Annotated in this window: 11 protein-coding genes and 1 rRNA gene; 7 read left to right on the plus strand and 5 right to left on the minus strand. The window is 72.0% G+C overall.

The genetic code is table 11. The annotated features are described in order from the left end of the window. Window positions 1-87, plus strand: a 5S ribosomal RNA gene (gene rrf / locus ACIO1C_RS35105); the annotation flags it as partial. Between the two features lie 135 nt (window positions 88-222). Here rrf and ACIO1C_RS35110 read toward each other — a convergent pair. From ACIO1C_RS35110 to ACIO1C_RS35130, 5 genes are read right to left on the minus strand one after another with little or no spacing between them, the layout of a single operon-like run. Continuing rightward, a complete protein-coding gene (locus tag ACIO1C_RS35110; protein WP_401871674.1) occupies window positions 223-1,533 on the minus strand; it encodes a DUF58 domain-containing protein in 1,311 nt (436 codons plus the stop codon). A gap of 11 nt (window positions 1,534-1,544) precedes the next feature. After that, a complete protein-coding gene (locus ACIO1C_RS35115; protein ID WP_401871676.1) occupies window positions 1,545-2,549 on the minus strand; it encodes an AAA family ATPase in 1,005 nt (334 codons plus the stop codon). Continuing rightward, window positions 2,546-3,751 carry a DUF4350 domain-containing protein gene (locus ACIO1C_RS35120; protein WP_401871679.1) on the minus strand — a complete coding sequence of 402 codons (1,206 nt, stop codon included), beginning with the start codon at window positions 3,749-3,751 and terminating at the stop codon, window positions 2,546-2,548. Before ACIO1C_RS35120 ends, ACIO1C_RS35115 begins: the two co-directional genes overlap by 4 nt. Continuing rightward, window positions 3,748-4,437 (minus strand): DUF4129 domain-containing protein, encoded by a 690-nt coding sequence (locus ACIO1C_RS35125; protein WP_401871681.1) that lies wholly within the window; start codon window positions 4,435-4,437, stop codon window positions 3,748-3,750. Before ACIO1C_RS35125 ends, ACIO1C_RS35120 begins: the two co-directional genes overlap by 4 nt. 4 nt (window positions 4,438-4,441) lie before the next feature. Then, a complete protein-coding gene (locus ACIO1C_RS35130; RefSeq protein ID WP_401871684.1) occupies window positions 4,442-5,698 on the minus strand; it encodes a hypothetical protein in 1,257 nt (418 codons plus the stop codon). 194 nt (window positions 5,699-5,892) lie between these two features. On the opposite strand from ACIO1C_RS35130, the gene mtnA reads away from it, so the two are divergent. The 6 genes from mtnA to hpf all read left to right on the plus strand — a co-directional run bounded on the left by mtnA (window position 5,893) and on the right by hpf (window position 13,445). Next, on the plus strand, window positions 5,893-7,041 hold the full coding sequence (gene mtnA, locus ACIO1C_RS35135) for an S-methyl-5-thioribose-1-phosphate isomerase (RefSeq protein WP_401871687.1): 1,149 nt from the start codon (window positions 5,893-5,895) through the stop codon (window positions 7,039-7,041). Window positions 7,042-7,057: 16 nt separating this feature from the next. Continuing rightward, on the plus strand, window positions 7,058-7,735 hold the full coding sequence (gene mtrA / locus ACIO1C_RS35140) for a two-component system response regulator MtrA (RefSeq protein ID WP_003968748.1): 678 nt from the start codon (window positions 7,058-7,060) through the stop codon (window positions 7,733-7,735). Window position 7,736: 1 nt separating this feature from the next. Continuing rightward, on the plus strand, window positions 7,737-9,809 hold the full coding sequence (gene mtrB / locus ACIO1C_RS35145) for an MtrAB system histidine kinase MtrB (RefSeq protein WP_401871690.1): 2,073 nt from the start codon (window positions 7,737-7,739) through the stop codon (window positions 9,807-9,809). Then, a complete protein-coding gene (locus tag ACIO1C_RS35150; RefSeq protein WP_401871693.1) occupies window positions 9,799-11,652 on the plus strand; it encodes an LpqB family beta-propeller domain-containing protein in 1,854 nt (617 codons plus the stop codon). Before mtrB ends, ACIO1C_RS35150 begins: the two co-directional genes overlap by 11 nt. A gap of 69 nt (window positions 11,653-11,721) precedes the next feature. Then, complete coding sequence (locus tag ACIO1C_RS35155; RefSeq protein ID WP_401871695.1) at window positions 11,722-12,444, plus strand: ComF family protein; 723 nt, start codon at window positions 11,722-11,724, stop codon at window positions 12,442-12,444. Between the two features lie 314 nt (window positions 12,445-12,758). Then, window positions 12,759-13,445, plus strand: a complete 687-nt coding sequence (hpf, locus tag ACIO1C_RS35160; protein ID WP_401871698.1) for a ribosome hibernation-promoting factor, HPF/YfiA family — start codon at window positions 12,759-12,761, stop codon at window positions 13,443-13,445. Window positions 13,446-13,608: the final 163 nt, after the last annotated feature.

Below are 13,608 nucleotides of genomic sequence, written 5' to 3' on the forward strand. Positions count from 1 at the left end.
GGTTACATTCCGAACCCGGAAGCTAAGCCTCGTAGCGCCGATGGTACTGCAGGGGGGACCCTGTGGGAGAGTAGGACGCCGCCGAACAATCTTTGTGGGGATGCCCCGCACCTTATGGTGCGGGGCATTTTCGCGTTCACGAACAATCCGCGTTAGCGGCTGAACAAAAGAGAAAGGCCCCGGCAGCGTCGGGGCCTTTCTTGCGTCCGAGGGGGCAGCGACTCAGAGGCGGCCCGCGGCCTTGAGTGCGAGGTAGGCGTCCGCCAGCGCGGGAGCGAGTTTGTCGGGCGTCGCGTCCACGACCGTGACCCCGTGGCGCTGGAGCTGCTCTGCCGTGCGGCGGCGCTGGGTCTGTGACTGGGCGCCGGCGGCAGCTTCGTACACCGCGTCCACTGTGCCCCTCCCGGCGCTCATCTTCTCGATGTACGGGTCGGAGACCGAGGCGACCAGCACGGTGTGCCGTTGGGTGAGTTGCGGCAGGACGGGGAGCAGGCCCTCCTCGATCGGGGTCGCGTCGAGACTTGTCAGCAGCACGATCAGGGAGCGGCGCGGAGCACTCTTCAATATCGCCGAACCGAGGCCGCGGGCGTCCGTCTCCACCAGCTCGGGTTCGAGCGGGGCGAGCGCGTTCACGAGGGAGGGCAGGACGTCGCCCGCGGCCCTGCCCTGGACCTGGGCGCGGATGCGGCGGTCGTACGCCAGGAGGTCCACCCGGTCCCCGGCGCGGGCGGCCAGGGCGCCCAGGAGGAGCGTGGCGTCCATGGCGGCGTCCAGGCGGGGGACGTCGCCCACCCGGCCGGCCGAGGTGCGGCCGGTGTCGAGGACGATGAGGATGTGCCGGTCCCGCTCGGGGCGCCAGGTGCGAACCGCGACCGCTGACTGGCGTGCGGTCGCCCGCCAGTCGATGGAACGGGTGTCGTCTCCCGGCACATAGTCGCGGAGGCTGTCGAACTCGGTGCCCTGGCCGCGGATCAGGACGCTGGTCCTGCCGTCGAGTTCGCGCAGGCGAGCCAGCCGGGAGGGCAGGTGCTTGCGGCTGGTGAAGGGCGGCAGGACGCGGAGCGCCCAGGGGACCTCGTGGTTGCCCTGGCGGGCCGCCAGGCCCATGGGACCGAGCGAGCGCACCGTGACGCGCTCGGCGTGCCGGTCACCGCGCCGGGTGGGGCGGAGGAACGTGGTGAGGCGGCGGCGCTCGCCGGCCGGGACCGTCACCTCGTGCCGGGACGCGGCCTGTTCCTCGCCGGTCGGCCAGCTGCTGGGCGGCCAGGCGTCACGGAGGTGGGCACGCAGGCGCCGGGTTGAGCGGTTGGTGACGGTCAGCTGGACTTCCGCGCCCTCGCCGAGTCGAACTGAAGTGTCACCACTTCGGGTGAATTGGAGCGATCTCACTGGCGCCGCGAGGGCGTAGTCGCACAGAATTGCGAGTGAGAGAGGCGCGTTGACGGCGAGGATCCCCGCCCAGCTGGGGGCGAAGATCCCGACGGGCAGCGTGCCCAGGGCGGCGAGGAGCGCTGTTCGTCCGGTGAGGGCCACGGGTCATCGCCTCATCGGGGGACGGGGACATGGGCGAGGATCGCGGTGATGACGGAATCGGCGGTGACGCCTTCCATTTCCGCCTCGGGCCGCAGTTGCACGCGATGACGGAGCGTGGGCAGGGCGAGAGCCTTCACGTCGTCCGGTATGACGTAATCACGGCCGGTGAGCCAGGCCCAGGCCCGGGCGGTGGACAGCAGAGCGGTGGCGCCTCGCGGGGAGGCGCCGAGGGTGAGCGAGGGGGAATCACGCGTGGCACGGCAGATATCGACGACATAGCCCGCGATCTCGGGTGAGACGGACGTCCTGGCGACGGCGGCGCGCGCCGCTTCCAGGTCGGCCGGCCCGGCGACGGGACGCACCCCCGCGGCCCGGAGATCACGTGGGTCGAAGCCTTCGGCATGGCGGGTCAGGACGCTGATCTCGTCGTCCCGGGAGGGCAGCGGCACGGTCAGTTTCAGGAGGAAGCGGTCGAGCTGGGCTTCGGGAAGGGGGTACGTGCCTTCGTACTCGACCGGGTTCTGTGTGGCGGCGACGAGGAACGGGTCGGGCAGCATGCGCGGCGTGCCGTCGACGGTGACCTGGCGCTCCTCCATCGCCTCCAGAAGCGACGACTGGGTCTTGGGCGGGGTGCGGTTGATCTCGTCCGCGATCAGCAGATGGGTGAAGACGGGTCCCGGCTGGAAGGAGAACTCGGCGGTCCTGGCGTCGTAGACAAGGGAGCCGGTGACATCGCTCGGCATCAGGTCGGGGGTGAACTGGACGCGCTTGGTGTCGAGTTCCAGTGAGGCCGCGAGTGCCCGTACGAGAAGGGTCTTCGCGACACCGGGGACTCCTTCGAGGAGTACGTGGCCGCGGCACAGGAGGGCGACGACCAGTCCGGTGACGGCGGGGTCCTGGCCGACCACCGCCTTCGCGATCTCGGTGCGCAGTGCCTCCAGGGAGGCGCGGGCCTTCGCCGCGTTCGCGGTGGGCTCCGCGGTCTCTTCTGCGGTCTCTGCGGTCGGGGCACTCATGAGGTACGTACCTCTCTTTCGAGGGCGTCGAGGTGGTCCGCCAGGCGGATGAGGGCGCTGTCGTCGGCCGGGGCCGGCCCGAAGAGCAGCGTGTGCGGGTCCAGTGCGGTGTCCGGGAGTCGGACGGAGATCGCGGGAAGCAGGATCTCGGCGAGGTGGGCGTTGCCGGGGGGTACGCCGAGGAGGGGTGCGAGGCGGTCGCGGGACGCGGCGCGCAGGACCGAGGCGGCGTGGCTCCGTGCGTTGGCCTTGCGGTAGAGGCGGGCGCGGCCCTCGGTGGACTCCGAGGCGCGGATGGCGACGGGGAGCCGTTCGGCGACGAGCGGGCCGAGCCTGCGGCCGCGCCATACGGCGGCGAGCAGGGCGGCGAGGAAGAGCTGGAAGGCGGCCCAGAGCCAGCCGGAGGGGATCAGGTCGAGGAAGCCGCTTTCGCCGCCGTCCGCGCGGTCGGCGCCGGAGTCCTCGGAATAGGTGGGATCGCTGAGCGAAGGGAGGTACCAGACGAGATGAGGCCGGGAGCCGAGGAGTTGAAGGGCCAGCGACGCGTTGCCCTGCTGGTCGAGGCGCTCGTTGTAGAGGAGGTCGGGGGAGCCGAGCAGGACGGTGTCGCCGTCGTTCTGGTCGGTCAGGACGAGCAGGGTCGGTGCCCCGTCGACCGGGTAACAGGCCTCGGCGCCGGGGGTGTCGGTGCTGTAGCGCTCGCCGCCGATGTCGACCGCGCCGGCCCGGAGGGCGGCGGGCAGGGAGCACTCGGGTGCGCGGGCGGAGACCTCGGCGGGGGTGTGCGTGCGGACGCCGGGGGCGAGTGCGTCGGCGGAATAGGGGCCGGCGCCGAGCAGGACGGTGCGGCCGCCGGACGACGTGGTCGCGGCGTTCAGGGTCTCTTGCTGATAAGGGGTCAGCAGTTCGGGGGCGGCGACGAGGAGGGTGGTGTCGGGGCGGGCGGCGGCGGTGGCTTCGTCGAGTGTGGTGACGACGTCGGTGGAGACTCCGCCGGTCTTGAGGAGTTCGGCCACGGCCCGGCTGCCGAGGGCGTCGGCGGAGCGCGGGTCGAGGCGGCCGTGCTGGTCGCCGGAGCGGAGGGCCGCCAGGACCGTCCCCGCTGTCAGGACGATGACCAGTGCGAGGAGGAGCCCTCGCCCGCGTGTCCAGATCTGACGGGGGGTGAGGGACCGGGAGGTGGGGCTGGTCGTGAGGGTCATGTGGCCGTTCCCCCGGCGGCGTTGCTCAGCTGCGGCTTGGCCTGTTCCAGGTCGAGGTCGAGTTCCCGCATGCGCAGATACGCCGTTCGGTCCGTGGTGCGGCCGCCGTATGTGACGTCGTCGAACTCCCGGGCGGCGGCGCGCAGCCGGTCAGCCTGGCCGGGGAGGGCGCGTCCTGCCTCGGTGGCGGCCTCGTCGGCCGTGCGGCCCGGGCGGGGATCGAGGAGGGTCCGTTCCTCCAGGGAGCGGACGATGGCGCGCATCCGCTCCTGGACGGCTTGGTTCCAGCGTCCCGTGGCGGCGTGTGCGTCGGCCGCGGCGCGGTGTTCCGTGGCGCTGCGGGGCCGGTCGTCGAAGAGCGAGCCGGGTCTGGCGGGGGTGCGGTGGGGGGTGCCCAGGCGCCACCAGAGCGCGGCCACGAGGGCCGTGACGGCCAGCAGGATGACGACGAGGCCGAGGACGCCGCCGGGGGCCGCGCCGGAGACGGAGGCGAAGAGGTCGCCGACCCAGTCCCAGAAGCGGTTCAGCGCACGCTGGAGGAGGTTCGGATCGTTCTCGTGGTACATCGGTTTGGACAGTTCCCGCTCCGCGGCCTCGCGGGCGGGGAGGCGGGACGGGTCCACGGGACCGTCCACCGCCGTGCCGAGCGCCGCGCGTGCTGTTGCCGAGCCCCCCGTGACGGACACCCCATCAGCTCCCGGAGGTCTCGGTACCCGGCCCGCCGGTGCCGTTGCCCGTCAGGCCGACGGCGCGGGCCAGTTCGAGGTCGAGGGCTTCGCGGCGGATGCGCTGGTCGACGTAGAGGAGCACGGTCACCCCCGCGGAGATCGGGTAGGTGATCGAGGAGGAGATGACCGCGCCGACGCCGGTGACGATCAGGTAGGTCCAGCCGTACTCGGGGGTGGAGCCGGAGACCAGACCGTCGATGCCGGAGCCGTCCGCGGCCATGGCGATGATCGCGAACGGGATGGAGACGATCATCGCGACGAGGAAGGTCAGCAGCAGGGTCAGCGACTGGATGCCGAAGATCCGCCACCAGGAGCCCCGGACGAGCTTGGCGGAGCGGCGCAACGACGCGGCGACACCCTGGCGTTCGAGCATCAGGGCCGGGGAGGCCAGGGCGAAGCGGACCATCAGCCACGAGATGACCACCAGCGCGACCAGTCCGCCCAGCACGGCGAGGAGGATGCCGGCGGTGGAGCCCACCAGGATGCCGGGGGTGACGCCGACGCCCATGATCACGACGGCGGCCAGGGGCAACAGCAGGGTCAGGCCGAGCAGTTGCACGAGCCGGGGGCGGGCCTCCTGCCACGCCTCGGAGAGGGTGACGGGGCGTCCGAGGACGGAGCGGCTGACGACCATCGTCAGGACGGCGGTGGTGAAGAGGGTGCCGAGCAGTGTGATGACCATCGTGGGGGCCAGCGAGAACAGGCTGTCCCGGAGGGAGTCGCCGGCCTGGGAGAGCGCTTCGGACGGTGTCGCGTCCGGGTCGACCTGTCCGGGCTCGGGGACCAGGTAGCGGACGACGAGTATGTCGCAGATCTGGGTGACCACGGCGACGGCGAGGGTGAAGCCCAGCACCGTGCGCCAGTGGGCGCGCAGGGTGGACACCGCGCCGTCGAGGATCTCGCCGACACCGAGCGGGCGGAGCGGGATCACGCCGGGCTTGGCCGCGGGCGGGCGGCCCCACGCGGGACCCGGGCCGCCGCCCTGGCCCGGTGCGCCCCAGCCGGGACCCCAGCCGGGGGTGGAGCGGGGCGCGGCGGGCCCGGGTTGGCCGGGGGTCTGGGCGCTGGGCGGGGACCACTGGCCGGCGGGCGGCTGGGTCTTGGACCACTTGGGGGAAGTACCGGTGTCGTCGGCGGGCTCGGCCGGCCGCGGAACGGAAGCGTCCTGGCCGTCGGACGGGGCGGATCCGGGCGAGGCCCAGCCCGGAGTGTCGTTCACGGTCGTCCACCTCGTGGCTTGGTTGTGGGGCCGGCTCGGCGAGTCGGCGGTTCGAAGGTGCCTGTCCGCGCTGTGGGACGGCGGGCTGGCAGCCATCGTGCCACGCGTTGCCCGTTGGTGGACCTGGGGTTGTATCTCCTTCTCACCTCGATTCCTGCCTTCATTGTGGGTGGTGTAGCGGGCAGACTGGGCGGATGGCTGATCAGTACGTACCAACCCCGGCCGGCCCGGAGCCGTCCATGCTTCCGTCGATCCGCTGGGACGAGCCGCCGGAGGGCCCGGTACTGGTCCTTCTCGACCAGACGAGACTTCCGGTGGAGGAGGCCGAGCTGGTCTGCACGGACGTGCCCGCGCTGGTGCGGGCGATCCGGACGCTGGCGGTGCGCGGGGCGCCGCTCCTGGGGATCGCGGGTGCCTACGGTGTGGCGCTGGCCGCCGTGCGGGGTTTCGACGTGGAGGACGCGGCGGAGATCCTGGCGCAGGCGCGGCCCACCGCGGTGAACCTCGGGTACGGGGTGCGGCGGGCCCGGGACGCGTACCGGGCGGCGGCCGACGGGGGCGCCGATCTGGAGCAGGCGGCCGCGGCGGCGCTCGCCGAGGCCAGGCTGCTGCACCGGGAGGATGCCGAGGCCAGCGCGCAGATGGCGCGGTTTGGGCTTACGCTCCTCGATGAGTTGCTGCCAGGTGGCAATCACCGGATCCTGACCCACTGCAACACCGGGGCGCTTGTCTCCGGCGGGGAGGGCACCGCGTTCGCCGTGGCACTGTCGGCCCACCGGGCCGGCCGGTTGCGGCGGCTGTGGGTGGACGAGACTCGTCCGCTGTTGCAGGGTTCCCGGCTGACGGCGTACGAGGCGGCGCGCAACGGGATGGCGTACACCTTGCTGACGGACAACGCCGCTGGTTCGCTCTTCGCCGCGGGTGAGGTCGACGCCGTCCTCATCGGTGCGGACCGGATCGCGGCCGACGGTTCGGTGGCGAACAAGATCGGGAGCTATCCGCTCGCGGTGCTGGCGGCATATCACCATGTGCCGTTTGTCGTGGTCGCCCCGACCACGACGATCGACCTCGGTACCCCGGACGGGGCGTCGGTCGAGGTGGAGCAGCGACCGGGGCAGGAAGTGACGGAGCTCACGGCGCCGCAGACTGCGGTGGCGGGAGTGGAGGCGGGGAGTGGGATGCCGGTGGCGCCGCTGGGAACGCAGGCGTACAACCCGGCGTTCGACATCACGCCCCCTGAACTGGTGACGGCGATCGTCACCGAATACGGCGCGCTGTCCCCGGTGACCGGGGACGGAATCGCGGAGCTGTGTGCCAGGTCACGCCGGGTAACGATTAGATAAATGGGATGATGTCGATATGAAGGGACGCGTCCTTGTCGTCGATGACGACACCGCACTGGCCGAGATGCTCGGGATTGTGCTGCGTGGTGAAGGGTTCGAACCGTCGTTCGTAGCGGACGGTGACAAGGCGCTGGCCGCCTTCCGTGAGGCCAAGCCGGATCTGGTGCTGCTGGATCTCATGCTGCCCGGCCGGGACGGTATCGAGGTGTGCCGGCTGATCAGGGCCGAGTCCGGCGTGCCGATCGTGATGCTCACCGCCAAGAGCGACACGGTCGACGTGGTGGTCGGGCTGGAGTCGGGCGCCGACGACTACATCGTCAAGCCGTTCAAGCCCAAGGAGCTGGTGGCCCGTATCAGGGCGCGGCTGCGGCGCTCCGAGGAGCCCGCGCCGGAGCAGCTGACCATCGGCGATCTGGTGATCGACGTGGCGGGTCACTCGGTGAAGCGGGAGGGGCAGTCGATCGCCCTGACGCCGCTCGAGTTCGATCTGCTGGTCGCGCTGGCCCGTAAGCCGTGGCAGGTGTTCACGCGTGAGGTGCTCCTGGAGCAGGTGTGGGGATACCGGCACGCGGCCGACACCCGGCTGGTGAACGTGCATGTCCAGCGGCTGCGCTCCAAGGTCGAGAAGGACCCGGAGCGCCCGGAGATCGTGGTGACCGTCCGGGGCGTCGGTTACAAGGCAGGACCGAGCTGACATGACCGGCGGCAGCGCTGCTCCGAAGCCCGGGGAGCCGGGAGTCCGTGCGGGGCGGGCTGCCGGGCCCGGGCGTGCGTTCGCGCGCTTCGGCCGGCTGTTCCGGGACGGCAGGCTGCTCCAGGACGGCTCGCCGGGCGGGCCTGTGCTGCGGTTGCTGGTGAGGTGGGTGCGGCGTCCGCTGTTGCCCGCCGTACGGCTCTGGCGGCGCAACATCCAGCTGCGGGTGGTCGCGGCCACGCTGCTGATGTCGCTCGGTGTGGTGCTGCTGCTCGGGTTTGTTGTCATCGGGCAGATGCGCAACGGTCTGCTCGAGGCCAAGGAGAAGGCGGCGCAGAGCCAGGCCGCCGGTGGTTTCACGGTGGCCAAGGAGATCGCCGACGCGCCGTCGGCGCCCGGCAAGCAGGGTGCCGACGGTTCCGGCGGGGTCCAGGGGAAGAACTCGGTGAACTGGCGGACCGAGCTGGTCGAGCAGCTGGCCAGTGGTGGTCCCGGGGCGTTCAACGTGGTGGCGCTGAGCGCCGACTCGCAGGACGACGCGGTGTCCACCAGCCGCGCGCCCCGCGCGTCGAACGGGGTGGACTTCACCAGCATCCCCGCGGATCTGCGCGATGAGGTGGCCAGGGGCACCGAGCCCTTCCAGGTCTACGCGCAGATCAGGTACACCGACGCCACGGAGGCGCGGGCGCCGGAGCCGGGGCTGGTGATCGGCAAGCGGCTGAACGACCCCGACGGCAAGGCGTACGAGCTGTACTACCTCTTCCCGCTGACGCAGGAGGAGCAGTCGCTGAACCTGGTCAAGGGCACGCTCGCCACCGCGGGGCTCTTTGTGATCGTGCTGCTCGGCGCCATCGCCTGGCTGGTGGTGCGCCAGGTGGTCACGCCGGTGCGGATGGCCGCGGGGATCGCCGAGCGGCTTTCCACGGGCCGGCTCCAGGAGCGGATGAAGGTCACCGGTGAGGACGACATCGCCCGGCTCGGTGAGGCCTTCAACAAGATGGCGCAGAACCTCCAGCTCAAGATCCAGCAGCTGGAGGAGCTCTCCCGCATGCAGCGGCGCTTCGTCTCCGACGTGTCGCACGAGCTGCGTACGCCGCTGACGACCGTACGGATGGCCGCCGATGTCATCCACGACGCGCGCGCCGACTTCGATCCGGTGACGGCCCGCTCGGCGGAGCTGCTCGGGGACCAGCTGGACCGCTTCGAGTCGCTGCTCTCGGACCTGCTGGAGATCAGCCGCTTCGACGCGGGGGCCGCCGCGCTGGAGGCGGAGCCGATAGACCTGCGGGAGGTCGTGCGCCGGGTGATCGGCGGGGCGGCGCCGCTGGCCGAGCACAAGGGCAGCCGGATCCGGGTTCTCGGGGACGCGCAGCCCGTCGTGGCCGAGGCTGACGCCCGCCGCGTCGAGCGGGTGCTGCGGAACCTGCTGGTCAACGCGGTCGAGCACGGTGAGGGCAAGGACGTGATCGTGCGGATGGCGGTGGCCGGCGGTGCGGTGGCGGTCGCCGTGCGCGACTACGGGGTGGGGCTCAAGCCCGGCGAGGCGACGCGGGTGTTCAATCGTTTCTGGCGGGCCGACCCGGCCCGTGCCCGTACCACCGGTGGCACCGGACTGGGGCTGTCGATCGCCGTCGAGGACGCGCGGCTGCACGGCGGCTGGTTGCAGGCCTGGGGCGAGCCGGGCGGCGGATCGCAGTTCCGGCTGACGCTGCCCCGTACGGCGGACGAGTCGCTGCGCGGCTCGCCGATACCGCTGGAGCCCGAGGATTCGCGGCGCAACCGTGAGCGGGCCGCCGCCGAGCAGCGCACCGAGCAGGCGCAGCGGCTGATGAGTGTGCCGTCGCAGCCCCGCGGGGACCGCTCCGCGCTGCCCGTACCGCCCCATTTGGCGGCGCCGCCTCCCACCGGGGCGGCGGTCGATCCGACGGCCCTGCCGGGCAGCGGCGCGCGGGTGGTGGCACGGCCGGCGGGCGACCGCCCAGCAGACGGCGACGGCGACGACGCGCCGCGTAACGCTGCCGGCAATGACGCACTGCGCAAGGCTTCGGAGCGGGAGGACACACGTGGGCGCTGACCGCGGCCGTCACGGCCGGGGAGGTGCGGTGAGGGTGCCCGTCGTGCTGGGGACCGCCGCTCTGCTGCTGGCGGGATGCGCGTCGATCCCGGACAGCGGGGACGTGGAGCCGGTGAAGGCGTCCCCGCGCGGGGGCGAGTCGCAGGTGCGCGTGTACGCCGTGCCGCCGCGCGCGAAGGCCGCTCCCGACGAGATCGTGGACGGTTTCCTGGAGGCGATGACCAGTGACGATCCCGACTTCGCGATGGCCAGGAAGTACCTGACGGACCAGCGGTCGAAGGCCTGGCAGCCGGAGGCCGGTACGACGGTCCTGCGGGACGCGCCCGCGGCGGCGGCGCCCAAGCAGCCGGAGGGCGCGGAGCCGTCCGGGAAGACGTTCCAGCTGTACGGCGACCAGATCGCCGACGTGGACTCCTCGCATTCGTACGAGCAGGTCGCGCCGATCCCGTACACGGGAACGATCCATCTGGTGCAGCAGAACGTCGGCTCCGAGGGCAAGGAGTGGCGGATCGACGACCTGCCGCAGGGGCTGGTGCTCGGGGAGTCGGACTTCCAGCGGAACTACCGCTCGGTGAACAAGTACTACTTCGCGTCGGGGGAGAGCTGGCTGGTGGCCGATCCGGTCTACATCCGGCAGCGAATAGACCCCACGACGCGGATGGACCCGGTCACGCAGGCGGTCAAGGCGCTGTTGGACGGGCCGACGAACTGGCTGAAGCCGGTGGTGGATTCGCCCTTCCCGACCGGTACGGCGTTGCAGAAGGGCACCCGGACGCTGGAGTTCGACGACCGGAACGGGCTGAAGGTGCCGCTGAACGACAAGGCGGCCAAGGCGGGTCACGACCAGTGCCGGAAGATGGCGGCGCAACTGCTCTTCACCCTGCGGGACCTGACGTCCACTCCGGTGGGGCGGGTCGAGCTGCTGGCGAACGGTTCCTCGCTCTGCGTCCTCGACGGGGACCAGGCGGAGGAGTTCGCCCCGGACCACAGCGCGGGCCGGGCCGACACCCCGTACTTCGTCGACCAGGAGGGGCGGCTGTCGCTGCTGGCGTCCGGCGGCGACGGTTCTCCCGAACAGAGCCGGGTCAGGGGGCCGTTCGGTGACGGCACGGTGAAGCTCGACTCCGTCGCGGTGGCCAGGGACGAGCGGCGCGCGGCGGCGGTCACCAACGGGTCCAAGTCGCTGTACGTGGCGCCCGTGATGTCGGCGGCCGAACTGGGGCAGCCGCTGGTGACCAGTCAGGGCGCCGGGGCCAAGGACCGGTTGTCCGCGCCGAGCTGGGACGGGCACGGCGATCTGTGGGTCGCGGACCGCGACCCCGCCAAGCCGCGCCTGCTCCGGCTGGCGGACGGCGTGGGGACCCCGCAGGAGGTCACGGTCGACGGACTGGGCGGCGCGCGCGTGGAGGCGCTGCGGGTGTCGGCGGACGGGGTGCGGATCGCGCTGCTGCTGTCCGAGGACGGGCGGACCACCCTCCAGATCGGCCGGGTGGAGCGGCACGGCTCCGGCGCGGACACGCAGGTGTCCGTGGTGGAGTTGCAGGCGGCGGCCCCGCAGATGGACACGGTCACCGCCGTGTCCTGGGCGGGTCCCAGCCGGCTGGTGGTGGTCGGCAAGGAGGCCGGCGGGGTCCAGCAGGTGCGCTACATCCAGACCGACGGGTCGACGTCGGCGGCGAGCGTGCTGCCGGGGCTGAACCAGGTGACGGCGATCGCGGCGGCGGACGACGAGCAGCAGCCGCTGGTCGCCGATTCCGAGGACGCCGGGATCGTACGGCTGCCCACCGGGGCGAACTGGCAGACGGTCGTGCCGGCCGGTTCGTCGCCCGTCTACCCGGGCTGAGCGGACTTTGCCCGATCTGGTTGTCCACAGGGGTGGCCGGGCGCCTTCGGCGTTGGCACAGTGAGTGCCATGCGGGGGTGGTGGCGGGAGATCACCGGCCTGGTGCTTCCGGTCGCCTGTGGTGGCTGCGGCAGCCCCAGGACTCCGCTGTGCGAGGACTGCCGCCGGGCCCTGTACGGAATGTGGCCGTGCCGGGTCAGGCCGGTGCCTGAGCCGCCCGGGCTGCCGGCGGTGCACGCCGCCGCGCCGTACGAGGACGCGGTACGGGCGGTGCTGCTGGCGCACAAGGAGCGGGGCGCGCTCGGGCTGGCCGGTCCGCTGGGCAGGGCGCTGGCGGGCGCCGTACAGGCCGCTGTGCCGCCCGGTACGGGCGTGGGGCCGCTGCTGCTCGTCCCGGTGCCGTCGTCCCGGCGTGCGGTCGGTGCGCGGGGGCACGACGCCACGCGGCGTACGGCGCTGGCCGCCGCCGCCGAGCTACGGCGTGCGGGCCGCACCGCCCGGGTGCTGCCGGTGCTGCGGCAGCGGCGCGCGGTCGCCGACCAGGCGGGCCTGGGCGCCCCTCAGAGGCTGGCGAATCTGTCCGGAGCCCTGGAGGTCGCGGTCGGCGGTGCGCGGCTCCTGGAGGGCGGCAGAGTGGTGCTGGTGGACGATCTCATGACGACGGGCGCCTCGCTGGTCGAGGCGGCGCGGGCGCTGCGGGCCGGCACACGACCCGGCGCCCCCGGATTCGCCCAGGTGAGCGCGGCGGTGGTGGCCGCGCCGCCGCTGTCCTTCGAAATAAACCGGAACTGAAGCCGATCTTGCATCGTTCGAGGTGGACGGGGAAGGAAATCACCTGAACGGAGCTACATGCCGGTAGCGGGTGCCGACACCCGTCCGGGCGAGCTATGTTCGGTTGTGAGGAATGGTGGAAGCCGTGACTCACTGAATGCACTGGTCTGCTACGGCGTTTTTCAGAACCTCGGAAATTCGGGGGGTGGGGATCATGCCGTCGGGGGAGGAGGAGGTGAAAGTCGCCAAGTCCGAGGCTCCGGTGACTACTGGGGTCTGGTGCAACAGGGAGTAACTCCGCAACGAGGCGGAGTGATCCGGGAACGGAGTTCTGCGTGGACATCGTCGTCAAGGGCCGCAAAACAGAGGTGCCCGAGCGGTTCCGGAAGCACGTGGCCGAGAAGCTGAAGTTGGAGAGAATCCAGCAGCTCGACGGCAAGGTCATCAGCCTGGACGTCGAGGTCTCGAAGGAGCACAACCCGCGTCAGGCCAGCACATGCGACCGGGTGGAGATCACACTCCACTCGCGCGGGCCCGTCATCAGGGCGGAGGCGGCGGCCGCAGACCCGTACGCGGCCCTGGATCTCGCCACCAGCAAGCTGGAGGCGCGGCTGCGCAAGCAGCATGAGAAGCGGCACAACCGCCGCGGGACCGGGCGGCTTTCGGCGGCCGAGGTCGTCGACGTCGTTCCCGGGGTGGCCCGGTTGAACGCCAACGGCGCGACGGTGGCCGACGAGGTACGTGCCGTGCCCACCACCAGGATCGGTTCGCTGGAGGTGCAGGGCGAGGGCCCCCTGGTGGTCAGGGAGAAGAACCACGTCGCCGCACCGATGTCGCTCGACCAGGCGCTCTACGAGATGGAGCTGGTCGGGCACGACTTCTATCTGTTCATCGACTCCGACACCAAGGAACCGAGCGTCGTCTACCGGCGCCACGCGTACGACTACGGTGTCATCCACCTCCAGACGGATCCGTTGGCCGAGTCGCGGGCCGGCGACGCCGGCGGGGCCCTGGGTGGCTGAGACCGAACGGTCGGGATCCGGCTGAGACATGCCCCCCGGTGGTGGGGGGGGGGGGGGGGGGGGGGGGGCGGGCCCCCCCCCCCGGGGGGGGGGGGGCGGCCCGCGGGGGGGGCGCGGGCCCCCCGGAAGGCGCCCCACCCCCCCCGGGCCGGGGGGGGCGGGG

This window comes from Streptomyces sp. NPDC087420 (assembly GCF_044744165.1).
In the GTDB taxonomy this organism is placed as follows: Bacteria; Actinomycetota; Actinomycetes; order Streptomycetales; family Streptomycetaceae; genus Streptomyces.

Coding starts and splice junctions, on each gene's coding strand:
- ACIO1C_RS35115 (WP_401871676.1), bottom strand. CDS start 2,549: ATGAGTGCCCCGACCGCAGAGACCGCAGAAGAGACCGCGGAGCCCACC.
- mtnA (WP_401871687.1), top strand. CDS start 5,893: ATGGCTGATCAGTACGTACCAACCCCGGCCGGCCCGGAGCCGTCCATG.
- ACIO1C_RS35155 (WP_401871695.1), top strand. CDS start 11,722: ATGCGGGGGTGGTGGCGGGAGATCACCGGCCTGGTGCTTCCGGTCGCC.
- mtrA (WP_003968748.1), top strand. CDS start 7,058: ATGAAGGGACGCGTCCTTGTCGTCGATGACGACACCGCACTGGCCGAG.
- mtrB (WP_401871690.1), top strand. CDS start 7,737: ATGACCGGCGGCAGCGCTGCTCCGAAGCCCGGGGAGCCGGGAGTCCGT.
- ACIO1C_RS35120 (WP_401871679.1), bottom strand. CDS start 3,751: ATGACCCTCACGACCAGCCCCACCTCCCGGTCCCTCACCCCCCGTCAG.